At 69.2% G+C, this 25,572-nt stretch carries 20 protein-coding genes; 6 read left to right on the top strand and 14 right to left on the bottom strand.

The genetic code is table 11. The features are described from left to right. Positions 1-38: 38 nt before the first annotated feature. The gene (dnaE, locus tag ACIRRY_RS10710) at positions 39-3,578 is read right to left on the bottom strand and encodes a DNA polymerase III subunit alpha (protein WP_403970419.1); all 3,540 of its coding nucleotides are present in this window, start codon (positions 3,576-3,578) and stop codon (positions 39-41) included. A gap of 246 nt (positions 3,579-3,824) precedes the next feature. On the opposite strand from dnaE, the gene ACIRRY_RS10705 reads away from it, so the two are divergent. The 4 genes from ACIRRY_RS10705 to ACIRRY_RS10690 all read left to right on the top strand — a co-directional run bounded on the left by ACIRRY_RS10705 (position 3,825) and on the right by ACIRRY_RS10690 (position 8,607). Then, positions 3,825-5,165: a DUF2252 domain-containing protein gene (locus ACIRRY_RS10705; protein WP_403970416.1), complete on the top strand. Its 1,341-nt coding sequence runs from the start codon at positions 3,825-3,827 to the stop codon at positions 5,163-5,165. Positions 5,166-5,233: 68 nt separating this feature from the next. Then, a complete protein-coding gene (locus ACIRRY_RS10700; RefSeq protein WP_403970413.1) occupies positions 5,234-5,923 on the top strand; it encodes a hypothetical protein in 690 nt (229 codons plus the stop codon). Positions 5,924-6,032: 109 nt separating this feature from the next. Next, positions 6,033-6,845 carry a thioredoxin domain-containing protein gene (locus ACIRRY_RS10695; protein ID WP_403970410.1) on the top strand — a complete coding sequence of 271 codons (813 nt, stop codon included), beginning with the start codon at positions 6,033-6,035 and terminating at the stop codon, positions 6,843-6,845. 100 nt (positions 6,846-6,945) lie between these two features. Beyond that, on the top strand, positions 6,946-8,607 hold the full coding sequence (locus ACIRRY_RS10690) for an alkaline phosphatase D family protein (RefSeq protein ID WP_403970407.1): 1,662 nt from the start codon (positions 6,946-6,948) through the stop codon (positions 8,605-8,607). Between the two features lie 5 nt (positions 8,608-8,612). Here the strand turns inward: ACIRRY_RS10690 and ACIRRY_RS10685 are convergent, their stop codons facing one another. Then, positions 8,613-9,182, bottom strand: coding sequence for a dienelactone hydrolase family protein (locus ACIRRY_RS10685; RefSeq protein WP_403970404.1), 570 nt, complete (start codon positions 9,180-9,182; stop codon positions 8,613-8,615). Positions 9,183-9,211: 29 nt separating this feature from the next. On the opposite strand from ACIRRY_RS10685, the gene ACIRRY_RS10680 reads away from it, so the two are divergent. After that, positions 9,212-10,318: a mechanosensitive ion channel family protein gene (locus ACIRRY_RS10680; RefSeq protein WP_403970401.1), complete on the top strand. Its 1,107-nt coding sequence runs from the start codon at positions 9,212-9,214 to the stop codon at positions 10,316-10,318. A 448-nt stretch (positions 10,319-10,766) separates the two neighbouring features. Here ACIRRY_RS10680 and ACIRRY_RS10675 read toward each other — a convergent pair whose 3' ends face one another. The 6 genes from ACIRRY_RS10675 to ACIRRY_RS10650 form a co-directional block, all read right to left on the bottom strand. Then, positions 10,767-11,507 (bottom strand): SDR family NAD(P)-dependent oxidoreductase, encoded by a 741-nt coding sequence (locus tag ACIRRY_RS10675; RefSeq protein WP_403970398.1) that lies wholly within the window; start codon positions 11,505-11,507, stop codon positions 10,767-10,769. Positions 11,508-11,657: 150 nt separating this feature from the next. Further along, positions 11,658-13,244: a Na+/H+ antiporter gene (locus ACIRRY_RS10670; protein WP_403970395.1), complete on the bottom strand. Its 1,587-nt coding sequence runs from the start codon at positions 13,242-13,244 to the stop codon at positions 11,658-11,660. A 92-nt stretch (positions 13,245-13,336) separates the two neighbouring features. After that, complete coding sequence (locus tag ACIRRY_RS10665; RefSeq protein WP_403970392.1) at positions 13,337-13,810, bottom strand: GNAT family N-acetyltransferase; 474 nt, start codon at positions 13,808-13,810, stop codon at positions 13,337-13,339. Beyond that, a complete protein-coding gene (locus tag ACIRRY_RS10660; RefSeq protein ID WP_403970389.1) occupies positions 13,807-14,751 on the bottom strand; it encodes an RluA family pseudouridine synthase in 945 nt (314 codons plus the stop codon). Before ACIRRY_RS10660 ends, ACIRRY_RS10665 begins: the two co-directional genes overlap by 4 nt. A 73-nt stretch (positions 14,752-14,824) precedes the next feature. Continuing rightward, positions 14,825-15,403, bottom strand: coding sequence for a signal peptidase II (gene lspA / locus ACIRRY_RS10655; protein WP_403970386.1), 579 nt, complete (start codon positions 15,401-15,403; stop codon positions 14,825-14,827). Positions 15,404-15,476: 73 nt separating this feature from the next. Continuing rightward, positions 15,477-16,433, bottom strand: coding sequence for a TraR/DksA family transcriptional regulator (locus ACIRRY_RS10650; RefSeq protein WP_403970383.1), 957 nt, complete (start codon positions 16,431-16,433; stop codon positions 15,477-15,479). 628 nt (positions 16,434-17,061) lie between these two features. On the opposite strand from ACIRRY_RS10650, the gene ileS reads away from it, so the two are divergent. After that, positions 17,062-20,208: an isoleucine--tRNA ligase gene (gene ileS, locus ACIRRY_RS10645; RefSeq protein WP_403970381.1), complete on the top strand. Its 3,147-nt coding sequence runs from the start codon at positions 17,062-17,064 to the stop codon at positions 20,206-20,208. A gap of 189 nt (positions 20,209-20,397) precedes the next feature. Here the strand turns inward: ileS and ACIRRY_RS10640 are convergent, their stop codons facing one another. The 6 genes from ACIRRY_RS10640 to ftsZ form a co-directional block, all read right to left on the bottom strand. Next, on the bottom strand, positions 20,398-21,666 hold the full coding sequence (locus ACIRRY_RS10640) for a DivIVA domain-containing protein (RefSeq protein WP_403970378.1): 1,269 nt from the start codon (positions 21,664-21,666) through the stop codon (positions 20,398-20,400). Between the two features lie 52 nt (positions 21,667-21,718). Next, positions 21,719-22,009: a YggT family protein gene (locus ACIRRY_RS10635; protein WP_200689005.1), complete on the bottom strand. Its 291-nt coding sequence runs from the start codon at positions 22,007-22,009 to the stop codon at positions 21,719-21,721. A 47-nt stretch (positions 22,010-22,056) separates the two neighbouring features. Continuing rightward, positions 22,057-22,698, bottom strand: coding sequence for a cell division protein SepF (locus ACIRRY_RS10630; RefSeq protein WP_200689006.1), 642 nt, complete (start codon positions 22,696-22,698; stop codon positions 22,057-22,059). Positions 22,699-22,826: 128 nt separating this feature from the next. Beyond that, positions 22,827-23,546 (bottom strand): YggS family pyridoxal phosphate-dependent enzyme, encoded by a 720-nt coding sequence (locus tag ACIRRY_RS10625; RefSeq protein ID WP_403970374.1) that lies wholly within the window; start codon positions 23,544-23,546, stop codon positions 22,827-22,829. A gap of 6 nt (positions 23,547-23,552) precedes the next feature. Then, positions 23,553-24,281 carry a peptidoglycan editing factor PgeF gene (gene pgeF, locus ACIRRY_RS10620; RefSeq protein ID WP_403970371.1) on the bottom strand — a complete coding sequence of 243 codons (729 nt, stop codon included), beginning with the start codon at positions 24,279-24,281 and terminating at the stop codon, positions 23,553-23,555. Next, positions 24,278-25,462 (bottom strand): cell division protein FtsZ, encoded by a 1,185-nt coding sequence (gene ftsZ, locus ACIRRY_RS10615; RefSeq protein WP_403970368.1) that lies wholly within the window; start codon positions 25,460-25,462, stop codon positions 24,278-24,280. The genes pgeF and ftsZ overlap by 4 nt, the downstream gene beginning before the upstream one ends. Between the last annotated feature and the right edge of the window lie 110 nt (positions 25,463-25,572).

Raw genomic sequence — 25,572 nt, 5'->3', positions numbered from 1 at the left:
GACGGATGCGCCCCTCACCATTTCTCCGTGTGTGTCGGTCAGCCGGCCAGGCAGGCCGGGCCGAGCAGCACCTTCAGGTCGCCGAACAGGGCCGGGTCGGGCTTCACCCGGTGCCGGTCCAGGCGCAGCACGGTGGTCTTGGTCGGGCCCTGGAGCCTGATGCGGACCTCGCTGTCGCCCCGGTGGTGGCTGAGGATCTCGCCGAGCCTGCTGATCATGGGCGGGGTGACCCGGGTCGCCGGGATGGTGAGGATCACGGGCGCGTTGGTGCCCACGTTCGACACGTCCGGGACCTGCATCTCCATCGCGACCAGACGGGGCACGTCCTCGCGCTTGTCGAGGCGGCCCTTGACGAACACGATGGTGTCCTCGACGAGTTGGGTCGAGATGAGCTGGTAGGTCGCCGGGAAGAACATGCACTCGATGGAGCCCGCGAGGTCCTCGACCGTGGCGATCGCCCAGGCGTTGCCCTGCTTGGTCATCTTGCGCTGGAGGCCCGAGATGATGCCGCCGATGGTGACGACCGCGCCGTCCCCGTGCTCGCCTCCGGTGAGCTGGGCGATGCCCGCGTCGGCCTTGTCGGACAGCACGTGCTCCAGGCCGAACAGCGGGTGGTCGGAGACGTAGAGACCGAGCATCTCCCGCTCCTGCGCGAGGAGATACGTCTTCTCCCACTCGTCGGTGGTGAACTCCACGTCGAGTCCGAAGCCGGGCTCGCTGGTGTCCTCCTCACCCATGCCCCCGAAGAGGTCGAACTGCCCCTCGGCCTCCTTGCGCTTGACCGCCACCACGTTGTCGATCATCGGCTCGAAGTGCGCGGTGAGGCCCTTGCGGGTGTGCCCCAGGGTGTCGAACGCACCGGCCTTGATGAGGGATTCGGTGGTGCGCTTGTTGCAGGCGGCGGCCTCGACCTTGTCCAGGTAGTCGGGGAAGGAGCCGTACTTCCCCTTCGCCTTGCGGGACCTGATGATCGAGTCGACGACGTTCGTGCCGACGTTGCGCACGGCCTCCAGGCCGAAGAGGATCACGTCGTCGCCCTGGGCTGCGAAGTTGTGCACCGACTCGTTGACGTTCGGCGGGAGCACCTTGATCTTCATGCGCCGGCACTCGTTCAGATAGATCGCGGACTTGTCCTTGTCGTCCTTGACCGAGGTGAGCAGCGCCGCCATGTACTCGGCCGGATAGTTGGCCTTCAGGTAGGCGGTCCAGTACGAGACCAGGCCGTACGCGGCGGAGTGCGCCTTGTTGAACGCGTAGCCGGCGAAGGGGACCAGGACGTCCCACAGGCCCTGGATCGCCTCGTCGCTGTAGCCGTTCTTCCGGGCGCCCGCCTGGTAGATGGTGAAGTTCTTCGCCAGTTCCTCGGGCTTCTTCTTGCCCATCACGCGGCGCAGGATGTCGGCCTCGCCGAGCGAGTAACCGGCGACGATCTGGGCGGCCTTCTGCACCTGCTCCTGGTACACGATCAGGCCGTAGGTCACCGCGAGAACCTCTTCGAGAGGCTCCTCCAGCTCCTTGTGGATCGGGGTGATCTCCTGGCGCTTGTTCTTGCGCTCGGCGTAGTTGATGTGCGAGTTCATGCCCATCGGGCCCGGCCGGTACAGGGCCGAGACGGCGGAGATGTCCTCGAAGTTGTCGGGCTGCATCTGGCGCAGCAGCGAACGCATCGGGCCGCCGTCGAACTGGAACACGCCCAACGTGTCGCCGCGGCAGAGCAGTTCGTACGTCTTGGGGTCGTCCAGCGGGAGGGCGAGCATCTCCAGGTCGATGCCCTTGTTGGACTTCACCATCTTCACGGCGTCATCCATGATCGTGAGGTTGCGCAGCCCCAGGAAGTCCATCTTGATCAGGCCGAGCGACTCGCACTGCGGGTAGTCCCACTGTGTGATGGTCACGCCGTCCGTGTGCCGCACCCAGATCGGGGCGTGGTCGACGATGGGCTCGCTGGACATGATGACGCCGGCCGCGTGCACGCCCATCTGCCGGACCAGGCCCTCGACGCCCTTGGCGGTGTCGATGACCTTCTTGACGTCCGGCTCGTTCTCGTACATCCCGCGGATCTCGCCCGCCTCGCCGTAGCGCGGGTGCTTGGGGTCGGTGATGCCGGAGAGGTCGATGCCCTTGCCGAGGACGTCGGCGGGCATCGCCTTGGTGAGCCGGTCGCCCATCGCGTACGGATAGCCCAGCACGCGCGCGGAGTCCTTGATCGCGTTCTTGGCCTTGATCTTGCCGTAGGTGCCGATCATGGCGACCTTGTCGGCGCCGTACTTCTCCGTCACGTACCGGATGACCTCGACGCGCCGACGCTCGTCGAAGTCGATGTCGACGTCGGGCATGGAGACGCGCTCGGGGTTGAGGAACCGCTCGAAGATCAGGCCGTGCGGGATGGGGTCGAGGTCGGTGATGCCCATGGCGTACGCGACGATCGAACCGGCCGCGGAACCACGCCCTGGACCGACCGCGATGCCGTTGTTCTTCGCCCACATGATGAAGTCGGCGACTACAAGGAAGTAGCCCGGGAAGCCCATCTGGATGATGACGTCGAGCTCGTAGTCGACCTGCTTCTGGCGGTCGTCGGGGACGCCGCCCGGGAAGCGGCGCTCCATGCCGAGGCGCACCTCCTCCTTGAACCAGGTGACCTCGGTGTAGCCGTCGGGGATGTCGAACTTCGGCATGAGGTTCTTGGCCTCGAACATGCCGGTGGTGTCGATCTGTTCGGCGACCAGGAGGGTGTTGCGGCAGCCCTCCTGCCAGGCGTCCGAGGAGTCCACGGCGTACATCTCGTCGGTGGACTTCAGGTAGTAGCCGGTGCCGTCGAAGCGGAAGCGGTCCGGGTCGGAGAGGTTCTTGCCGGTCTGGATGCAGAGCAGGGCGTCGTGCGCCACGGACTCGTGCGCGTACGTGTAGTGCGAGTCGTTCGTCACCAGGGGCGGGATGCCGAGCTTCCTGCCGATGTCCAACAGGCCGTCACGGACCCGGCGTTCGATCTCGATGCCGTGGTCCATCAGCTCCAGGAAGTAGCGGTCCTTGCCGAAGATGTCCTGGTACTCGGCGGCCGCCTTCAGGGCTTCCTCGGGCTGGCCCAGGCGCAGCCGGGTCTGGAGCTCGCCCGAGGGGCAGCCGGTGGAGGCGATGAGACCCTCGGACCACTGGGAGATGGTCTCCTTGTCCATGCGCGGCCACTTCTGGAGCCAGCCCTCGGCGTACGCGTCCGAGGACAGCTTGAAGAGGTTGTGCAGGCCCGTCTTGTTCGCCGCCCAGATCGTCTTGTGGGTGTAACCACCGGAACCGGACACGTCGTCGCGCTTCTGGTGCGGCTGGCCCCACTGGATCTTGCGCTTGTTGCGCCGCGACTCGGGGGCGACGTACGCCTCGATGCCGATGATCGGCGTGACCCCGGCCTTCGTCGCCGTGTGGAAGAAGTCGTAGGCCCCGTGCAGGTTGCCGTGGTCGGACATCGCGATATGGGTCATGCCCATCTCGTTGCACGCGTTGAACATGTCCTTCAGCCGCGCGGCACCGTCCAGCAGCGAGTACTGGGTGTGGACATGCAGGTGCGTGAACGGCGGCTTTGACACGGCTTGGCCTCCAGGGATAACACGGGAAACGATCGACAAAGAGCAGCGGACGGTCTGGGGGGGACGAGACCGAATCCTATGCCTGACCGCTGACATTAGAGATGAGTACTGTGACGCGAAGCGTCTCGATGGGGGGCGGTGGCCGGGTGACGGGTGGGCGGGCACTCCCACGTACCTTCGAGCGTTGGAAGGTGACGACAGACCCGTCACATGTCACGTACCACCCGTACCAGGAGGCACAGAGCGATGTCGGTTCCGCAGCTCAACGACGAGCACCGCGGCGAGGAGATCCTTGCCGTCTTCGACACCGCCTTCGGCGAGCTCCTGGCCGCCGACCCGGCCGCGTTCCGCGTGAAGTTCCGGAAGATGGCGGCCTCCGCCTTCGCCTTCTACCGGGGCACGGCGGCGCTCTTCTACCACGACCTCACTGCAAACAATTCCTTCGGCTCGAAGCGGGGCGGCCCGTACCTGGACGACCGCACCTCGCGCGTGTGGATCCACGGCGACCTGCACGCCGAGAACTTCGGCACGTACATGGACTCGAACGGCAGGCTGGTCTTCAACGTCAACGACTTCGACGAGGCCTACGTCGGCCCGTTCACCTGGGACCTCAAGCGCTTCGCCGCCTCCGTGGCGCTGATCGGGTACGCGAAGGCGCTCAGTGACGAGCAGATCACCGAGCTGGTGCAGGTGTACGCGGGCGCGTACCGCGAGCGGGTGCACGCGCTGGCGACCGGCGCGAAGAGCGACGAGGTACCGCCGTTCACGCTGGACACGGCCGACGGCCCGCTGCTGGGCGCGCTGCGCACGGCCCGCTCACTGACCCGCTTCGAGCTGCTGGACTCGATGACGGAGATCCGTGACTTCGAGCGCCGCTTCGCGTCGGGCGGCGGCTCCATCGAGCTGGACGCGGCCACCCGCTACAAGGTCCTCGCGGCCTTCGACGGCTACCTGGAGACGCTCCCCGAGTCCTCCCTCGACCGCCCCGACTCCTACCGGGTCAAGGACGTCGTCGGCCGCCGCGGCATCGGCATCGGCTCGGCGGGACTGCCGTCGTACAACATCCTTCTTGAGGGCAACAGCGACGCCCTGGAGAACGACGTCGTGATCTACATCAAGCAGGCCCAGACGCCGGCCGTCTCCCGGCACATCACGGACCCGGCGATCCGGGACTACTTCCAGCACGAGGGCCACCGCACGGTGATCTCCCAGCGCGCTCTCCAGGCGCACGCCGACCCGTGGCTGGGCTGGACCGAGCTGGGCGGCACGGGTCAGCTGGTCGCCGAGGTCTCGCCGTACGCGGTGGACCTGGACTGGAGCGACATCGACGACCCGGAGGAGATCGCCGCCGTCGTCGCCGACCTCGGGCGGGCCACGGCCACGATGCACGCGGCGGCCGACGACCAGTCCGGCGAGTCCCTGGTGCCGTTCTCCACCGAGCGGGCCATCGACGCGGCGATCGCGGCCGACGAGGACGGCTTCGCGGGCGTGCTCGTCGACTTCGCGCACAGCTACGGCGCACGCGCGCGTGCCGACCACCAGACCTTCGTCGACCTGTTCCGCAACGGCCGGATTCCGGGTCTGTAACCATCCGTACGCTCACAGGAACCCTTTAGCGGTGCCTTACCGGAGCACATGACAGACTCACCTCCGCTATGGACATATCCGGGATCCAGCTCAGGGCCGTACGCGCGGCGCTGTTCACGGCACTGGTCGTGACGCTCAGCACCGCGTCGCACGTGCTGCTGTCCCGGACCCCGCTCCCGCTCGGCACGGTGGCGACGATCGCCGCCACCGTGTTCGTGCTCGCGTACGCGCTGGCGGGCCGCGAGCGCGGCTTCGGGAAGATCGCCGCACTGCTGATCCCGCTGGAGCTGGCCGCCGACACGGTGTTCACCACCGGCCAGCACGCCTGCTACGGCAGGGCGGGCGGCCCGGTCGCCGGACCGCTGCGCGCGGTCGGCCTGGACGTGCTGTGCAGCGGCGGCAGCGTCGGCACCTCGCTGGCCCGGATGACCGACGATCCCCATCAGGCGGCGGCGCTGCTCACGCACACCGACGCCACCGCCGCCTGGCTGCTGCTCGGCGCGCACATCGGCGTCGGGCTGCTGGCCGCCGCCTATCTGCGCCGCGGCGAGCGCGCGCTGTCCGAACTGCTGCGCGCGGCGACGGCGGTGGGCTTCCGCCCGCTGCTCCTGGCCGTCGCCGCGGTGAACGGCCGGCGCACCTCCCCGGTCCGCCGGCTGCCCCGCGCCACGCACCGCACGGCCACCGCCCGTGAGCGGCTGCTGGTGCACTCCCTGGGACGGCGTGGACCGCCGTGCTCGGTCCTTCTCGCGGTCTGAACGACACCGCGCGCACCGAGCACCACGAGCAGTCCCCCATGCACCACGAGCAGTCCCCCATACGTATTCCGCGCACACCCTGTGCGCGTCCCTGATGGAGATCACCACCATGAGCAAGCGGAACAGCGCGGCGGCCAAGACGCAGGCCCGTGAGCGGCTGCGCGCCGAGCGCGAGCGCCAGGCCAAGCGCGCGAAGGTCAGGCGGCAACTCATAGTCGCCGGTTCGGTCGTCGGCGTCCTCGCGATAGCCGGCGGCATCGGCTACGCCGTCGTACAGGGCAACAAGCCCGGCTACTGGGAGGCGGCGAAGGACGACAAGCTCGTCAAGCCGGCCAACACCACCGGGACCAACGGCACGACCGTCGTCCTCGGCAAAAGCACCGCCAAGAAGACCCTCGTCATGTACGAGGACCCGCGCTGCCCGATCTGCGCCCAGTTCGAGCAGACCGTCGGCTCGACCGTGAAGAGCGACTGGGACGCCGGCAAGTTCAAGATCCAGTACGTCGGCGCCACGTTCATCGACAACAAGGACAACGGCGAGGGCTCCAAGAACGCGCTGAGCGCCATGGGCGCCGCGCTGAACGTCAGCCCCGAGGCGTTCCTCGAGTACAAGACCGCGCTCTACTCGACGAAGTACCACCCGGACGAGACGACCGACAAGTTCAAGGACGACAGCTACCTCATCAAGGTCGCCGACACGGTCCCCGCCCTGAAGGGCAACACGAAGTTCCAGACGGCCGTGAAGAACGGCACCTACGACAAGTGGGCGCTGGACATGTCCGCGACGTTCGACAAGAGCGGCGTGACCGGCACCCCGACCCTGAAGATGGACGGCAAGACACTGACCGACTCGGGCGGCACGAACGCGCCCATGACGGTGGCCGACTTCACCACGGCGATCACGGCGGCCCTCAAGGCCTGAGCCGCCTGACCACCTCCTTACGAGACGCGCGGTACAACAGCGGGCGAACTTTCACGAGTTCGCCCGCCGTTGTGCGTACCGGTCAGTAACCTGTTCGCTCGTGACCAGTCGATACAGAGCAACCGAGAGCGTCAACTCGCCCTCCCCGCGCCGCCGTACGGTCGTCAAGGCCGCGGCCGCCACCGCCGTTCTGGCCGGCCCGCTCATCGCCGCGCTGCCCGCCGGTGCCGCCACCGAGACCCCCGCCTTCCTGCACGGGGTCGCCTCCGGGGACCCGCTCCCGGACGGCGTCCTGCTGTGGACCCGGGTGACACCCACCGCCGAGGCGGTCCCGGGTTCGGGACTCGGCCCGGACACCGAGGTGAGCTGGACCGTCGCCACCGACAAGGCGTTCACGAACATCGTCTCCAGGGGCTCGCTGACCGCGACCGCCGCCTCCGACCACACCGTCAAGGCCGACATCCGCGGCCTGGCCCCGGCCACCGACTACTTCTTCCGCTTCGCGGCCGGCGGCACCGACTCCCCGGCGGCGCGCACCCGCACCGCGCCGGCGGCGGACGCCACCGTGACCGGCCTCCGCTTCGGCGTCGTCACCTGCGCCAACTGGGAGGCGGGCTACTTCTCCTCGTACCGCCATCTCGCGGCGCGCGGCGACCTGGACGCCTGGCTGCACCTGGGCGACTACATCTACGAGTACAAGTCCGGCGAGTACGGGACGCGCGGCACGGTCGTACGGCCGCACGCGCCACTGAACGAGATCATCACGCTCGCCGACTACCGCACCCGGCACGGCAGGTACAAGACCGACCCCGACCTCCAGGCGCTGCACAGCAAGGCGCCGGTCATCGCGATCTGGGACGACCACGAGTTCGCGGACAACGCCTGGTCGGGCGGCGCGGTCAACCACACCGAGGGCGCCGAGGGCACCTGGACGGCCCGTCAAGCGGCCGCGAAACAGGCGTACTTCGAGTGGATGCCGGTCCGTCCCGCGATCGCGGGCACCACCTACCGCCGCCTCCGCTTCGGCAAGTTGGCGGACCTCTCCCTCCTCGACCTGCGCTCCTTCCGTTCGCAGCAGGCGAGTTCGGGCAGCGGTGCGGTCGACGACCCGGACCGTACGATCACGGGACGCGCCCAACTCGACTGGCTGAAGGCCGGGTTGAAGGCCTCGGACACCAAGTGGCGGCTGGTCGGCAACTCGGTGATGATCGCGCCGTTCGTCATCGGCTCACTCACCGCCGACCTGCTCGAACCGCTCGCGAAACTGCTGGACCTGCCGCAGGACGGCATCGGCCTCAACACCGACCAATGGGACGGCTACACCGACGACCGGCGCGAACTCCTCGCCCATCTGCGCTCGAACGCGATCGGCAACACGGTCTTCCTCACCGGCGACATCCACATGTCCTGGGCCAACGACGTGCCGGTGGACGCCGGTACGTACCCGCTGTCGGCGTCCGCGGCAACGGAGTTCGTGATCACCTCGGTGACCTCCGACAACCTCGACGACATAGTCAAGGTGCCCGAGGGCACGGTCACGGCGCTCGCCGCCCCGATCATCCAGCTCGCCAACCGGCACGTCCACTGGGTCGACACGGACCGCCACGGCTACGGCGTCCTCGACATCACGGCCGACCGCGCGCAGATGGACTACTACATCCTGTCCGACCGCACCTCGCCCACCGCGACCTCGTCCTGGGAGCGGTCGTACCGCACGCGCAGCGGCACGCAGAAGGTGGAGCGGACGTACGACCCGGTATAGGTCCTCTAGAGGGTCTCCAGGAAGCCGAGTGCCACCCGCCAGGTGGCCTCGGCGGCCTCCTCGTCGTAGTCCGGGAGGCCGGGGTCGGTGTACAGGTGGCCGGCTCCGGCGTACCGGTAGACCTCCACATCCGCACCCGCCCTGCCCATCTGGAGATACCAGGAGCTGAGCCAGTCGTCCGTCTCGAACTGGTCCGGCTCGGCGACATGGAGCTGGACCGGGAGATCGTCGACGGAGGCGTTGGCCGCGATGTCCGAGGTGCCGTGCAGGAGCAGCAGCCCGCGGGCCTTCTCGTCGCCGAGGGCGAGGGTCTGGGCGACGGAGGCACCGAGCGAGAACCCGGCGTAGACGAGCCCGCGCTCGGAGTAGGGGGCGGCGGCCAGCACGGCCCGCTTCAGCAGCTCGTCCTTGCCGATCTTCTCGTTCAGGGCCCGGCCGTCCTCCACCGTGTCGAACGTATGCCCCTCGAAGAGGTCCGGCGTCCACACCTCGTGGCCCGCGGCGCGCAGCCGGTCGGCGGCCTCGCGCACCGCCGGCCGCAGTCCGTACGTCGAGTGGAAGAGCATGATGTTCATGAAGCCATCGTGCCAGTACGGTCGGACACATGGAGAACGTACTGCGCCCGCTGATCGTCATCGGCGGCTCCGTCGTCCTCACGCTGCTCATCGGCTGGGTCACCGACCTGCTGCTGCGCAAGGCGGACGCCCGGCACGACGACACCACCCTGTGGGGCCTGCTGCGCCGAGGCCGCGTCCCCTACCAACTGGTCCTCTGCGCGGCCTTCCTCAGAGGCTCCTACGACCAGGCGCAACTGCTGGAGGAACACCGGATCGGCATCGGCCAGACCCTGACCCTGGTGCTGATCGGCGCGACCGCCTGGCTGATGATCCGGGTCGCGGCGGCGGTCGTGGAGTCGTCGTACACGCGCTACGCCCGCGCCTCCCGTGACGCGGCCCGGGTCCGCCGGGTCCGGACCCAGGTGACGCTGATCACGCGGGTGGTGGCGGCGATCGTCGGTGTGGTGGCGGTCGCGGCGATGCTGCTCACGTTCCCCGCGATGCGGGCGGCCGGCGCCTCGCTGCTGGCCTCGGCGGGTGTCCTCGGCATCGTCGCCGGTGTGGCCGCGCAGTCCACGCTCGCCAACCTCTTCGCCGGCCTTCAGATCGCCTTCGGTGACATGGTCCGCATCGGCGACACCGTGGTCGTGGACGGCGAGTGGGGCACGATCGAGGAGATCACCCTGACCTTTCTGACGGTACGGACCTGGGACGAGCGCCGGATCACCATGCCGGTGTCGTACTTCACGTCCAAGCCGTTCGAGAACTGGTCGCGCGGCACCCCACAGATGACCGGCATCGTCTACTTCCAGGTCGACCACTCGGCCCCGGTCGACGCGATGCGCGAGCACCTCCGCGAGATCCTCCGCGCCTGCCCGGCCTGGGACGGCCGCAGCTACGGCCTCGTCGTCACCGACACCACCCCCAACACCATGGAGGTCCGGGCCCTGGTCACGGCGAAGGACGCGGACGACATCTGGACGGTACGGGTCACCGTCCGCGAACAGATGATCCGCTGGCTGTACGTGGAACACCCCTACGCCCTCCCCCGCGTCAACACGGCCGACGCGGCCCCGATCCCGGGCGAGGACACGTCACCCAACGGGAGCGCGGGGCGGGCGGCTCATGAGCCACCGGGGGCGGATCGCGGGTGACGGATCGGGGACCGGGGCGCGGTCGCCTCAGGCTGGGGCCCTGTGCGTGGTCGCCTAGGGCTGGGGCCCGGTGGGGGCTGGTCGCGCAGTTCCCCGCGCCCCTGGGTAGGTGGGGTTCGGGGCGCTTCAAGGCTTGAGTGGATGGGCTTCGGCAGCGACGCCCTCGCCTTTCAGGGGCGGGGGCCGTATCCATCAACAGCTCCGCTGGCAACGCCCTTGCCTTCAGGGGCACGAGGCCGTATCCATCAGCGACTCCGCTGGCAACGCCCGCCTTCCAGGGGCGCGGGGAACTGCGCGACCAGCCACGACGCCGCCGCACCCGACCGACAACCTCCCCCGCCACCTCAACGAGCCTCCACCAACAACCCCCTCGCCCTCCAGGGGCGCGAGGAACTGCGCGACCAGCCACGACGACGCCGCACCCGACCGACAACCCGCCCTGCCCCCCTCAACGCCCCCGCTCAGCCCCGCCGTTGACCTGAATCACCTGCGAAGTCACATGCCCCGCCGCAGGCGAGGCAAGCCAGTGCAGCGTCCCGGCGACATCCCCGGGCGTACCGGCCCGCCCGGTCGACGTGTCGTTGATGAGCCGCTCCCGCCGAGCCTCCGCGATCTCCGGTCCAAAGAACTCCGTGTCCTCGATGTACCCGGGCGCGACCACGTTCACGGTGATACCGCGCGGCCCGAGATCCCGGGCCAGATCATGCGCGTACGGATGCAACGCGGCCTTGGCCCCGCCGTACGCCCCACTCCCCGACCCCCGGTACACGGCGATGGAACTGACGAACAGCACCCGCCCGCCCGGCTCCGCGAGCCGCACCTTCAGCGCCTCGGTGAGCAGCGCGGCGCTCAGCGTGTTGATCCGGAAGTTGACGGTCCAGTCGTGCGCGACCCGGTCCAGTGGATCGCTGCTCACGCTCTCCGGCTCCAACGCCCCGGTACCGCCCGCACTGTGCACCAGCACATCCACGGTGCCGAACTCCTCGGCGACGAACCGCGCGACCCCGCGCACGGCCTCGGGCTCACTCAGATCCCCGGCATACGTCAGCGCCCCCGGCACCGCGGCCTTCTCCAGCACCTCACGCCGCCGCCCGAGCAGCAGCACCCGATCCCCACCGGCCGCGAAGACATGCGCCGCGGCGAGCCCAATTCCCGTACCACCACCGCTGATTACGATATTCCGTGCCATACGGCGAGCGTACAAAGCGAACCGGGCGTTCCGCTCCCGCGTTTACAGGACTGTCATGCATGGGCGGAAAGCCGCCGACGGCGCACGCCCCCCACGGGAAACGTCCACCCTCCAACCGACAGCAAACGGGCGGTGCGTCGGTGGGAGATCTCACCTCAGGCTACGGACGTCCAGATGCCGAAGGACCCGGTCCACGATCTCCGGATCAGCGCCGGGCTCACTCCGCGCCGCCAGCACCTCGTGCCGAGCCGCGCTCATCATCTCCGACTGGATCCGCCGCATCCGCTTCACCCGCTTCACCCGCTTCTCGTACGCCTCCCGCCGTTCCCCGTCCCCCACCTCGGGAGAGATCCGCACCCCGATGTCGAACGCCCGCCGCAGCAGTTGCTCGGACACCTCCTCCGGCAGCTCCTCCACGTCCTCGATCTCCCGCAGCCTCCGCTTCGCGGCCTTCGCCGCCCGCACCGCGAGCTCCTTCTCGAACGCCTTCTCGCTGTCGGTGTCGGCCCGCACCCCGAGCCGCTTCACGAGCCACGGCAGGGTGAGCCCCTGAAGGACGAGCGTCGCCATGATCACCCCGAACGCGATGAACACGATCTCGTCCCGGTCGGGAAAGGCCGACCCGTCGTCCGTCTTCAGCGGAATCGCCAGCGCCAGCGCCACGGACGCCACCCCGCGCATCCCCGCCCACCACATGATCACGGTCTCCCGCCAGGACGTCGGGATCTCCTCGTCGTAGTCCCGCTTGGCGTGCAGCCGTTTGGTCAGCCAGGTCGCCGGCAACAACCACGCCAGCCGTACGACCACGACGACCCCGACGATCGCGCCGGCCCAGCCGAGCATCTCGCCCCAGCGACCGGACGCCGTACGGATCGCGTTGTGCAGTTCGAGCCCGATGAGCCCGAACGCGACCCCGGTGACCAGCGTGTCCACCACGTCCCACACGGTCGCCCCGGCGAGCCGGGTCAGCACGTCGTCGGCACCGAAGGCGTACTCGGAGAGGAACAGCGCCGTGGTGAGCACGGCGAGCACTCCGGAGCCGTGCAGTTCGTCGGCCAGTACGTACGACGCGAACGGCACCAGGAGCGTCAGCCCGATCTGCAGGGTCGCGTCGTCGAGGATCGACATCAGCTTGTTCGTGGCCCACCCCAGGACCACTCCCACCACGACGGCGACGACGGCGGACAGCACGAAGTCGAGCCCGGCACGCCAGGGGTTGAAGGAGCCGCTGATGGCCGCGGCGATCGCCACGTGGTAGAGCACGATGGCCGTCACGTCGTTGAAGAGGCCCTCGCCCTCCAGGATCGACACCAGCCGCCGCGGCAGCCCGAGTTGACCCGCGACGGCGGTCGCGGCGACCGGGTCGGGCGGCGCCACCAGCGCGCCGAGCGCCACGGCGGCGGCGATCGGCAGCCCCGGCACGATCGCGCTCGCGACGGCGGCCACGGCGAGGGTGGTGACGAAGACGAGCGCCACGGCGAGCAGGAAGATGGGCCGGATGTTGGCCGTGAACTGCCGCCAGGAGGTGCGCCGTACGGCCGCGTACAGCAGCGGTGGCAGCAGCAGGGGCAGGATCAGATCGGGCGGGACGTTCACGTTCGGCACGAAGTCGGCCACCGCGAGGACTATCCCGAGGAGGGTCATGAGCACCGGCGCCGGCAGACCTAGCCGGTCCCCCAGCGGGACGCTCACCACGGCCCCGAGCAACAGGACGAAAAGCAGGGCCAATTGATCCACGGTCAGGGCTCCGGCGGGATCTCGACGTTCACACAGCGGACGCCCCAGCCTGCCACGCCGCCCACCGGACCAGCTCTTTCGACGCCCTACGGTTACTGAAGGGCGCGCCGCATCGCCCGGTGCGGGATGCCGGCGTCGGCGAACTCCGGGCCGTACGCCTCGTAGCCGAGCCGTTCGTAGAACCCCAGCGCGTGCGTCTGCGCGTGCAGGTCCACCGCGGCCAGCCCACGCGCGCGTGCCGCGTCCTCGACGGCCCGCACCAGCGCGATCCCGACCCCGAGCCCCCGCGCTTCCCCGATGACGGCCAGCCGCCCCAGGGAACCCACGGTCGGATCGCCGCCGGTCTTCGCCGCGGCCGCCTCGCCGTACAACAACCGCCCGGCACCGAGCGGCGTCCCGTCCTCCCGCACGGCGACCACATGCGTCGCCACGGCGTCGTACTCGTCGTACTCGATCTCCTGGGGCACGCCCTGCTCGACGACGAAGACCTCCTTGCGCACCGCGAAGCAGGCCTCACGGTCGGCCGGGTCCTCGGCGACGCGCACCGCGTACGGCGTCGGACTCATGCGTACGTCTCCTCGCGCACCAGGTCCAGAGCCTGCTGGAGGTCGTCCGGGTAGCCGCTCTCGAACTCGACCCACTGGCCGTCGGCGGGGTGCTCGAAGCCGAGCCGGACGGCGTGCAGCCACTGGCGGGTCAGGCGCAGCCGCTTGGCGAGCGTCGGGTCGGCGCCGTACGTCAGGTCGCCCACGCACGGGTGCCGGTGGGCGGTCATGTGCACCCGGATCTGGTGGGTGCGGCCGGTCTCCAGCTTCACATCGAGCAGGGAGGCCGCGCGGAACGCCTCGATGAGGTCGTAGTGCGTGATCGACGGCTTGCCCTCGGCGGTGACCGCCCACTTGTAGTCGTGGTTCGGGTGGCGGCCGATGGGGGCGTCGATGGTGCCGCTGGTCGGGTCGGGGTGGCCCTGGACCAGCGTGTGGTAGCGCTTGTCGACCGTGCGCTCCTTGAACTGGCGCTTCAGCGACGTGTACGCGCGCTCCGACTTCGCGACCACCATCAGGCCGGAGGTGCCCACGTCGAGGCGGTGCACGATGCCCTGGCGCTCGGCGGCGCCCGAGGTGGAGATGCGGTACCCGGCGGCGGCCAGGCCGCCGATGACCGTCGTACCGGTCCAGCCGGGGCTGGGGTGGGCGGCGACGCCGACCGGCTTCACGATCACGATCACGTCATCGTCGTCGTAGACGATCTCCATGCCCTCGACCGGCTCGGCGACGATCTGCACGGGCGCGGGCGCCTGCGGCATCTCGACCTCCATCCAGGCCCCGCCGTGCACCCGCTCGGACTTCCCGACCACCGAACCGTCGACCGTGACCTTCCCCGCCGCGGCCAGCTCGGCGGCCTTCGTACGGGAGAAGCCGAACATGCGGGAGATGGCGGCGTCGACACGCTCGCCCTCCAGGCCGTCGGGCACGGGCAGGTTTCGGATCTCGGGAACTGTGCTCACCCGGTCGAGTATGCCGGACGGGTCCGACACCGCCTTACCCGAGCCCGTGCGCGCAGGCCCAGGTGACCTGTGCTCAGTCCTTGTGGACCGTGCCGTCCGGGTCGAGGCCGCGGAAGGACAGCAGCACGATCAGGATGCCGCCGCACACGATCGCCGAGTCGGCGAGGTTGAAGACGGCGAAGCCCTTGGGCGCGATGAAGTCGACGACCTCACCCTGGAAGATGCCGGGCGAGCGGAAGATCCGGTCGGTGAGGTTGCCGAGCGCGCCGCCCAGCAGCAGCCCGAGCGCGATCGCCCACGGCAGGCTGTAGAGCTTGCGGGCCAGCCGGGCGATCACCACGATCACGGCGGCCGCGATCATCGTGAAGATGACCGTGAAGGCCGCGCCGAACCCGAAGGCGGCGCCGGGGTTGCGGATCGCGTGGAACTCCAGCCAGTCCCCGAAGACCTCGATCGGCGCGTGGTGCTCCAGCTTGTCCACCACGAGCAGCTTGCTGACCAGGTCGAGGGTGTACGCGAAGGCGGCCACCACGAACAGCACGGCGATCCGTCGCCTGCCCCTGGGAGGGGACACGGTGTCACCCTGCTCCGGCTCGGCCCCCGCCGCCTCTGGGGTATCCGGCGTACCGATGATGCGCTCCGCCTCTGCCACGTGAGTCCCTCGACCTAGGTGCCTAACTCAGGATGAGGGTACGGCACACCCCTCAGGAGCTTCAGTACCGGCGTCAGTACCGACGCTCCTGCTTCTGCTTGCACTCCATGCACAGGGTGGCCCGGGGGAAGGCCTGCATACGGGCCTTGCCGATCGGGTTGCCGCAGTTCTCGCACAGGCCGTACGTGCCCGCGTCCAGCTTCCCCAGGGCACGCTGCGTCTGGATCAGCATCTCGCGCGCGTTGGCGGCCAGCGCCATCTCGCTCTCGCGCGTGATGTTCTTGGTCCCGGTGTCGGCCTGGTCGTCGCCGGCACCGTCCCCGGAGTCCCGCATCAGACCGGCGAGGGCCTGCTCGGTGGACGTGATCTCCTCGCTCAGCCGCGCGGCCTCGGACAGCAGCTCGGTTCGGGCCTCCTCGACCTCCTCGGGCGTCCAGGGGTCCTCGCCGGGGCGCACCGCGAGCTCACCCGGTCCCGCCGCCGCGGCGAGCCGCGCCTTGGGAACCGCGGTCTTCGCCGCCGTGGCCGTGCCAGGAGTCTTCTTCGCAACCACCGTCGTGGCTCCCGTCTGCTCCGCGGCCTGCGCCGCGCCCGCCTTTGCCTTCTTGGCCGCGCTCTGTGTGCGCTTCGCGCTGTTCGTCGTCTTCGTAGTGGTCGCCGTCGTAGCGGTCGTCTTCGTAGCCGTGGTCTTCGTAGTCCTCGCGGTCGACTTCGCCGCGGACTTCTTGGTGGTCGGCTTCGGGGACGTCTTGGTGGTGGTGGCCGTCCTGGCCGTCGTCTTCGTCGTCGTCTTCGTAGAGGTGGCCTTGGGGGGCTCGCTCAGGGCGACGGCGGCATTCGGAGCCGCCGTCTTCTTCGGGGGTGCCGCTTTCTCGGACGTCGTCGTCTTCTTAGGTGGTGCCGACTTCTCGGGCATTGCCGTCTTCTTCACAGCCGCTTTCTTCACGGTCGTCTGCTTCGAAGAAGCCGTCTTCGTAGCGACCGCCTTCTTCGCCGCGGTCTTCTTCGCTGCGGTCTTCTTCGCCACCATGGCCGCGGCCCCTTCACATTTTGTGATCACGCACGCGAATCGTGCTGGGACGATAAATCGACTTCAGTCCCGCGGCAACGGGGCACGCCGCCCGATTCGTCCACCCCCCTGGCTTCGCGCGGCAAGCCTTCAAGCGTTGTGCCCAGCTCCCCGCCGGGTAATCCGCCGAGTCCGGCACCCCGAAAGCCGAACGCGTGTTCAGCGCCATTCGAGTCGTACGGCAGGTCAGGAAGCCCTCGGCCGGACCCCCGCCGAAACCGCCCCCGGAGGCCCCCGAAAATCCGGTCGGCCGCTGTCCGTGCGGCCCCGTACACTGGGCGGAGCGAGAAGCGTGGATGGGGACGAGTAGCGGCGTACGCAGCCCAGAGCGACCCGGGGACGGTGGAAGCCCGGGGGTGAGCGCGACGTGAAGATCACCCCGGAGCCGCCGGAAGAAAGCCGCAGCCGACCGGCCGTGGCGAGTAGACCCGGTATCGCGACCCCAATGAGGGGGCTCACTGGTGTGCGAGACGCGCCGGGGAGCCAAGGAGGGTGGTACCGCGGGAGCGCGCCGCACACGGCGTACGGAAATTCGTAGCTCTCGTCCCTCCGGACGGAAGGCAGAAAGTCCGCCGGAGGAAGCTCGCTGATGACAACGCCGACGTACCGCCAGGTGCCCGCCCAGGTCGACCTGCCCGCGCTGGAGCACGCCGTGCTCGACTTCTGGCGCGATCAGAAGATCTTCGCCAAGACCCTGGACCAGTCCGAGGGGCGCCCCGAGTGGGTGTTCTACGAGGGCCCGCCCACGGCCAACGGCATGCCGGGCGCCCACCACATCGAGGCGCGCGTCTTCAAGGACGTCTTCCCCCGCTTCCGGACCATGCGCGGCTACCACGTGGGCCGCAAGGCCGGCTGGGACTGCCACGGCCTCCCGGTGGAGCTGGCGGTCGAGAAGGAGCTGGGCTTCACCGACAAGCAAGACATCGAGGCGTACGGCATCGCCGAGTTCAACGCCAGGTGCCGCGAGTCCGTGACCCGGCACACCGACGCCTTCGAGGCCCTCACGACCCGCATGGGGTACTGGACCGACCTCGAGGACCCGTACCGCACGATGGACCCCGAGTACATCGAGTCGGTCTGGTGGTCGCTCAAGGAGATCTTCAACAAGGGCCTGCTGGTCCAGGACTACCGCGTCGCCCCCTGGTGCCCGCGCGACCAGACGGGCCTCTCGGACCACGAGCTGGCGCAGGGCTACGAGACCGTCGTCGACCCCTCCGTGTACGTCCGTTTCCCGCTCACCTCCGGTCCGCTGGCCGGCCGTGCCGCACTCCTGGTCTGGACGACGACGCCCTGGACACTCGTGTCCAACACCGCCGTCGCCGCCCACCCCGAGGTCACCTACGTCGTCGCGACGAAGGGCCCCGACAGCGCAGAGCAGCTCGTCGTGGCCGAGCCGCTCCTCACCAAGGCCCTCGGCGAGGGCTGGGAGACCACCGGTGAGACCTTCACCGGCACCGAGATGGAGTACTGGACGTATCAACGTCCGTTCGAGCTGGTGGAGTTCCCGGAACCGGCGCACTACGTCGTCAACGCCGAGTACGTGACGACCGAGGACGGTACGGGCCTGGTCCACCAGTCCCCCGCCTTCGGCGAGGAGGACCTCAAGGTCTGCCGCGCCTACGGCCTGCCGGTCGTGAACCCGGTCCGCCCGAACGGCACGTTCGCCGAGGACGTCCCGCTCGTAGGCGGTGTCTTCTTCAAGAAGGCCGACGAAAAGCTCACCGAGGACCTCAAGGACCGCGGTCTGCTCTTCAAGCACGTGCCGTACGAGCACAGTTACCCGCACTGCTGGCGCTGCCACACCGCGCTGCTCTACTACGCGCAGCCCTCCTGGTACATCCGCACCACGGCCGTCAAGGACCGCCTCCTCCAGGAGAACGAGAACACCAACTGGTTCCCGGACACCGTCAAGCACGGCCGGTACGGCGACTGGCTGAACAACAACATCGACTGGGCGCTGTCCCGCAGCCGCTACTGGGGCACCCCGCTGCCGATCTGGCGCTGCGAGGACAGCCACCTCACGGTCGTCGGCTCCCGCGCGGAGCTGACCGAGCTGACCGGCACCGACCAGTCGGGGCTCGACCCGCACCGCCCGTTCATCGACGCGGTCACGTTCTCCTGCCCCGAGTGCGGCGAAACGGCCACGCGCGTGCCCGAGGTCATCGACGCCTGGTACGACTCGGGTTCGATGCCGTTCGCGCAGTGGGGCTACCCGCACAAGAACAAGGAACTCTTCGAGTCCCGCTACCCGGCGCAGTTCATCTCCGAGGCCATCGACCAGACCCGCGGCTGGTTCTACACGCTGATGGCCGTCGGCACCCTGGTCTTCGACAAGTCGTCGTACGAGAACGTGGTCTGTCTCGGCCACATCCTCGCCGAGGACGGCCGCAAGATGTCCAAGCACCTGGGCAACACCCTGGACCCGATCCCGCTGATGGACCGTCATGGGGCGGACGCGGTGCGGTGGTTCATGGCGGCGGGCGGTTCCCCCTGGGCGGCCCGCCGGGTGGGCCACGGCACGATCCAGGAGGTCGTCCGCAAGACCCTCCTGACGTACTGGAACACGGTCGCCTTCCAGGCCCTGTACGCGCGCACGTCCGACTGGGCGCCGAGCGCGGCGGACCCGGCCCCGGCCGACCGTCCGGTCCTGGACCGCTGGCTGCTCTCCGAACTCCACGCGCTCACCGACCAGGTGACACAGGCTCTGGAGTCCTACGACACCCAGCGCGCCGGCAAGCTCCTCTCGGCATTCGTCGACGATCTCTCCAACTGGTACGTCCGCCGCTCCCGTCGCCGCTTCTGGCAGGGCGACAAGGCCGCGCTGCGCACCCTGCACGAGGTCGTCGAGACGGTCACCCAACTGATGGCCCCGCTCACCCCGTTCATCACCGAGCGGGTCTGGCAGGACCTGATCGTCCCGGTGACCCCGGGCGCCCCGGAGTCCGTCCACCTCTCCGCGTGGCCGGAGGCGGACCTGTCCGTCATCGACCCGGAGCTGTCCAAGCAGATGGTTCTCGTACGACGTCTGGTGGAGCTGGGCCGGGCCACGCGCGCGGAGTCGGGCGTCAAGACGCGCCAGCCGCTGTCCCGCGCGCTGATCGCGGCGACGGGCTTCGCCGCCCTGGACCGCGAGCTGCACGCGCAGATCACCGAGGAGCTGAACGTCGAGGGCCTCGCCTCGCTGAGCGAGGTCGGCGGTTCGCTGGTCGACACCACGGCGAAGGCCAACTTCCGCGCGCTGGGCAAGCGGTTCGGCAAGCGCGTCCAGGATGTGGCGAAGGCCGTCGCGAACGCCGACGCGGCCGCCCTGTCCCTCGCCCTGCGCGAGGGCACGGCGACCGTCGAGGTGGACGGCGAGACCATCACGCTGGCTCCGGATGAGGTGATCATCACAGAGACCCCGCGCGAGGGCTGGTCCGTGGCCTCCGACTCGGGGGCGACGGTCGCGCTCGACCTGGAGATCACCGAGGAGCTGCGGCAGGCCGGCCTGGCCCGTGACGCGATCCGGCTGATCCAGGAGGCCCGCAAGAACAGCGGCCTGGACGTCGCCGACCGGATCGCACTGCGCTGGACGTCGACGGACCCGGAGGTCATCGCGGCGCTGGCCGAGCACGCGGTGCTGATCGCCGACGAGGTGTTGGCGACGGACTTCGCCCAGGGCGAGGCGGACGACGCGTATGGCGTCCCGTTCACGGATGAAGGTCTGTCGCTGGTGTTCCGCCTCCGTAAGGCGTAGACACCACTGGTGTGAGAAAGGGCCCGGTCTCCATAGAGGAGGCTGGGCCCTTTTCATCGCCTCGGGCCGGACCGGAAGCCGTGCGCGGTTCCCCGCGCCCCTGAAGACCAAAGGGCGGGGCCCCCGGAAGAAGATCCGGGGGCCCCGCCCTTTGAACGCTGCCGACGCCTGAGGCGTACTACAGGCCGATCAGTTGTCGTCCTCGTCGATCAGGAACCCGCGCATCGGCGAGGGAGCCTGGCCCATCGGGGACGGGCCCTGCGGACGGACCGGCGCCATCGGCTGGGTCATGGCGGGAGACATCTGCTGCTGGCCGCCGTAGGAGGGACCGGCCGGAGCCGGGCCTCCCATGCCACCCATGCCCTGCGGGCTGCCGTACGACGGGGCGCTCGCGCCGGCCGGAGCCATCGAGGGCGCCGGGGACGGCGGAAGCGACGCGGCGGCCGGAGCGCGCGGCGGCGCCAGTGAGTCGTCGGCCTGGGTCTCCAACTGACGCAGCTGGGACTCGAGGTAGGACTTCAGACGCGTGCGGTACTCGCGCTCGAAGCCGCGCAGGTCCTCGACCTTGCGCTCCAGCGTGGCGCGGGCGGACTCCAGGGAGCCCATCGCGACGCGGTGCTTCTCCTGCGCGTCCCGCTCCAGGGCGTCGGCCTTGGCACGGGCGTCACGCTCGAGACCCTCGGCGCGCGAACGGGCCTCGCCGACAATCTTGTTGGCCTCGGAACGGGCCTCGGCGATCGCCTGGTCGGCGGTCTGCTGGGCCAGCGAGAGGACACGGGCGGCACTGTCGCCACCGGGACCCTGCTGCGGCATGCCGCCGCCCATACCGCCACCCATGGGACCGCCCATCGGGCCGCCCATCTGCTGCTGCATGGGGGGCTGGCCGCCCATTTGGCCCTGCATCGGGCCGCCCATCTGCTGCATCTGACCCTGCATCGGGCCCTGGCCCATCTGGCCCTGCATCGGACCCTGACCCATGGGGCCCTGGCCCATGGGGCCCTGACCCATCGGACCCTGGCCCTGCGGACCGCCCTGGCCACCGGGGCCGGGGGGCAACTGCGGGGCACCGCTGGGCAACTGGGGCGGACCGCCCATGGGGCCGCCCATCTGCTGCTGCGGGGGGCCAGATATGCCGGCGGGCACCGGGGCACCCGGACCACGCATGCCTTGCTGGGGCATCCCCTGCGGGGGCATGCCCTGTTGGGGCATCCCTTGCTGCTGCATGCCGCCCTGCTGCTGGTCCTGATCCGGGGGCTTGCGCATGTTCTGTTGGTTCTGCGCGGCGGCGCGCGTGGCCGCGGCCAGCTTGGCGCGCAGGTCCTCGTTCTCGCGCAGCAGGCGCGTCAGTTCGGCTTCGACCTCGTCGAGGAAGGCATCAACCTCGTCCTCGTCATAGCCTTCTCGGAGGCGGACGGTCGTGAACTGCTTGTTCCGCACGTCCTCGGGGGTCAACGGCATCTCTTCACCTCAACGTAGTCATCGGCAGTCGGCAAGACCGTATCGTCCACTGTCACCCCGCGAGATTGCCCACGATAGAGATCAAGATGTAGACGATGATCATCAGGACGAAGAAGGACAGGTCTAGCGCCACGCCTCCGAGACGCAACGGCGGAATGAACCGCCGTAGAAGCTTCAACGGTGGATCGGTGACAGTGTAGGCGGCCTCCAGAACGACCACCATCGCCTTGCCGGGTTGCCATGAGCGGGCGAACTGGAAGACGTAGTCCATGACCAACCGGAAGATGAGCACGATGAGAAACACCATCAGCGCGTAGTAGATCACCAGCGCGAACACGCCCATGGCTTGCCTTTCCTCCCCTGTTCCGTGCTTCCTAGCGGCTGTCTGTCTCAGCTCTGATTGAAGAACCCGCCCTCTGCGATGCGGGCCTTGTCCTCCGCCGTGACATCGACGTTAGCAGGCGACAACAGGAACACCTTCTGCGTCACCCGCTCGATGCTGCCGTGAAGACCAAACACCAAACCGGCCGCAAAGTCGACAAGTCGCTTGGCGTCTGTGTCATCCATCTCAGTCAGATTCATGATCACCGGGGTGCCCTCACGGAAGTGTTCCCCGATGGTACGGGCCTCGTTGTAGGTCCGGGGGTGAAGTGTGGTGATCCGGTAAGGCTCTCGTTCCGACACGACCTTGGGCATGATCACCGGTGCGTTCTTCTCCAGGGACTGGCGTTCTTGTGTGATGGATGCCACGGGCGCGATACGCGCCGGACGCCCTGATTCCGCACCCAGTGCAGCGGAATGGGACACCGGTTCACGAGGGGCCGGAGGCTGCACCACTCGCACCGGTTCGTCCCTTTGAGACTGATGCGGGCTGTGTGACTGGTGTGACGGCTCATGCCGTCGACGGTCCCGCTCGGGCTCCGGGTCCAGTTCGGGTTCGAAGTCGTCATCGGGGTCGAAACCCCGGCCGTCGTACCCATCGTCCTCCACGAGGCCGAGGTAGACCGCCATCTTGCGCATCGCGCCGGCCATGCTCTGAGTCCTCCGCTCTGTGGTGGATCGGCTGACGACTGCCAAGTGCCCGCGATCCACGAGGTCGTTACGCCCGCCTTCGGCGGCATTGACCATATTTTCTGCTGTGGTCCGACTTCCTGGCGACGTTACCCGAGCCTGGGGCGCACGCCGAGTACCGCAGTGCCGACGCGTACATGTGTCGCTCCGGCTGCCACGGCCTGTTCGAGGTCCGCACTCATCCCTGCCGACACCATGTTCGCAGCAGGATGGATTCGGCGCAGGTCAGTCGACAAATCCATCAACCGCCCGAACGCCTCCTGTTGGCGTCCCGCGTACTCACCGGTGAGCGGAGCGACGGTCATCAGCCCGTCGAGCCGCAACCCCGCGGCCCCGGCGACGAGATCGGCCAACTCCCCGATCCCGCCCGGCCCGACGCCACCCCGCTCGCCCCGCCCGCTCACTCCCGCGTCGAGCGCGACCTGGATGAGACAGCCCAGTCGGCGCCCGGACCGCTCGGCCTCCTTCGACAGCGCGGTGACGAGCCGGGCCCGGTCGACCGACTGCACGACATCGGCGTAACCGACCACGGATCGCACCTTGTTGGTCTGCAACTGACCGACAAAGTGCCAACTCAGCGGCAGATCCGCGCATTCGGCGGCTTTCGGGGCCGCGTCCTGGTCCCGGTTCTCGGCGACATGACGCACACCGAGTTCGGCCAACGTTCGTACGTCGCCCGCCGGATAGGTCTTGGTGACCACGATCAGGGTCACCTCTTCGCGCTTCCGCCCGGCCGCGGCACAGGCGGCGGCGATGCGCTCCTCGACTTTCGCCAGATTTACGGCGAGTTCGTCCTTACGGTCCGTCATGCCCGATCAGTCCAGCCAGACATAGCTCGCCAGCCGGCCGGTCGTACGGTCGCGGCGGTACGAGAAGTGGTCGCCCGATTCACGGGTGCACACCGGCGACTGCTCCCGGTCGCGCACCCCCAGCTTGTCGAGCTGCGCGTGCGCCCCGGCGGTCACGTCGACCGCGGGAGTGCCCCAACTCGTCTCGGCGTACGCCGCCGGTTCCACGGCGGCGACGTCGGCGCGCATGTCCGCGGGCACTTCGTAGCACCGGCCGCAGACGGCGGGTCCGGTGCGGGCGACGATCCGGGCGGGATCGGCGCCGAGTTCCACCATGGCCCGTACGGCGGCGGGGACGACCCCGGCGACCATGCCCGGGCGTCCGGCGTGGGCCGCGCCCGCGATCCCGGCGACCGGGTCGGCGAGCAGGACGGGCGTGCAGTCGGCGGTCAGCACGGCGAGGGCGAGGCCACGCCGGGCGGTGACGAGCGCGTCGACCGCGGGGATGTCCGAGGCGCCCCAGGGCTCCTCGACGACCGCCACGTCCGCGCCGTGCACCTGGTTCATCCAGACCACCAGCGCCGGGTCCAACCCGAGCGCTTTGGCGGCCAGTTCACGGTTGGTACGGACCGCGTCGGCATCGTCGCCGACCGCTCCGCCGAGGTTGAGCTCCTCGTACGGAACGGCGCTCACCCCGCCCCACCTGTCGGTGAAGGCGAAGTGCGCGCCGCTCACGGTGTCGAACTGTCCTATCACTTCAGGAAGTCCGGTACGTCCAGCTCCTCGGCGGCGCTGTCCGAGTAGGTCCGCGACGGCGGGACCGGCGGGGCGACCGGAAGGTCGGCGGCCTGTACCGGCGCCGACTCCGGCTCCTCCTTCGGCTTGACGCTGCCGAGCGACCCGAAGGACGGCCGGCTCTCGGCCTGCCGTACCGGAGTCGGCTCCTCGCGGCGGCCCGAGGTCGAGCCGGTCTCCCGGCGGGTCGGCGGCTGGCCGCCGTCGAAGCCGGCCGCGATGACCGTGACCCGGACCTCGTCACCGAGGGCGTCGTCGATGACCGCGCCGAAGATGATGTTGGCCTCGGGGTGGGCGGCCTCGCTGACCAGTTGGGCCGCTTCGTTGATCTCGAACAGGCCGAGGTCGGAGCCGCCGGAGATGGAGAGCAGGACGCCGCGGGCGCCGTCGATGGAGGCTTCGAGGAGCGGCGAGGAGATCGCCATCTCGGCCGCCGCCACCGCGCGGTCGTCGCCGCGGGCCGAGCCGATGCCCATGAGGGCCGAACCGGCCTCGGACATCACGGACTTGACGTCGGCGAAGTCGAGGTTGATCAGGCCGGGCGTGGTGATGAGATCGGTGATGCCCTGCACACCGGAGAGCAGGACCTGGTCCGCCGACTTGAAGGCGTCGAGGACCGAGACCTGGCGGTCCGAGATGGACAGCAGCCGGTCGTTCGGGATGACGATGAGGGTGTCGACCTCTTCGCGGAGTTCGGCGATGCCGTCCTCCGCCTGGTTCGCCCGGCGCCGTCCCTCGAAGGTGAACGGGCGGGTGACCACGCCGATGGTGAGGGCGCCCAGGGAGCGCGCGATGTTGGCCACGACGGGCGCGCCACCGGTGCCGGTGCCGCCACCCTCTCCGGCCGTCACGAAGACCATGTCGGCCCCCTTGAGGACCTCCTCGATCTCCTCGCGGTGATCCTCGGCGGCCTTGCGGCCGACGGCCGGGTTGGCGCCGGCGCCGAGTCCGCGGGTGAGTTCGCGGCCGACGTCGAGTTTGACGTCGGCGTCGCTCATCAACAGCGCCTGCGCGTCGGTGTTGATGGCGATGAACTCGACGCCCTTGAGACCGACCTCGATCATCCGGTTGATGGCATTGACACCACCGCCGCCGACACCGATGACTTTGATGACTGCGAGGTAGTTCTGCGGTGCTGCCACGTCGAAGGCCTCTCGCCTCGAGTTACGTGTCGTCGATCGCGGTGCTCCGCGATCCGACGACGGATGCCGAATGGGACGGTCCGTAGCGCCGACCCGAACCCTAACGTTGA

Origin of the sequence: Streptomyces sp. NPDC101776 (assembly GCF_044766845.1) — a bacterium.
In the GTDB taxonomy this organism is placed as follows: Bacteria; Actinomycetota; Actinomycetes; order Streptomycetales; family Streptomycetaceae; genus Streptomyces.
This window is presented reverse-complemented; position numbering and strand designations above follow the sequence as displayed.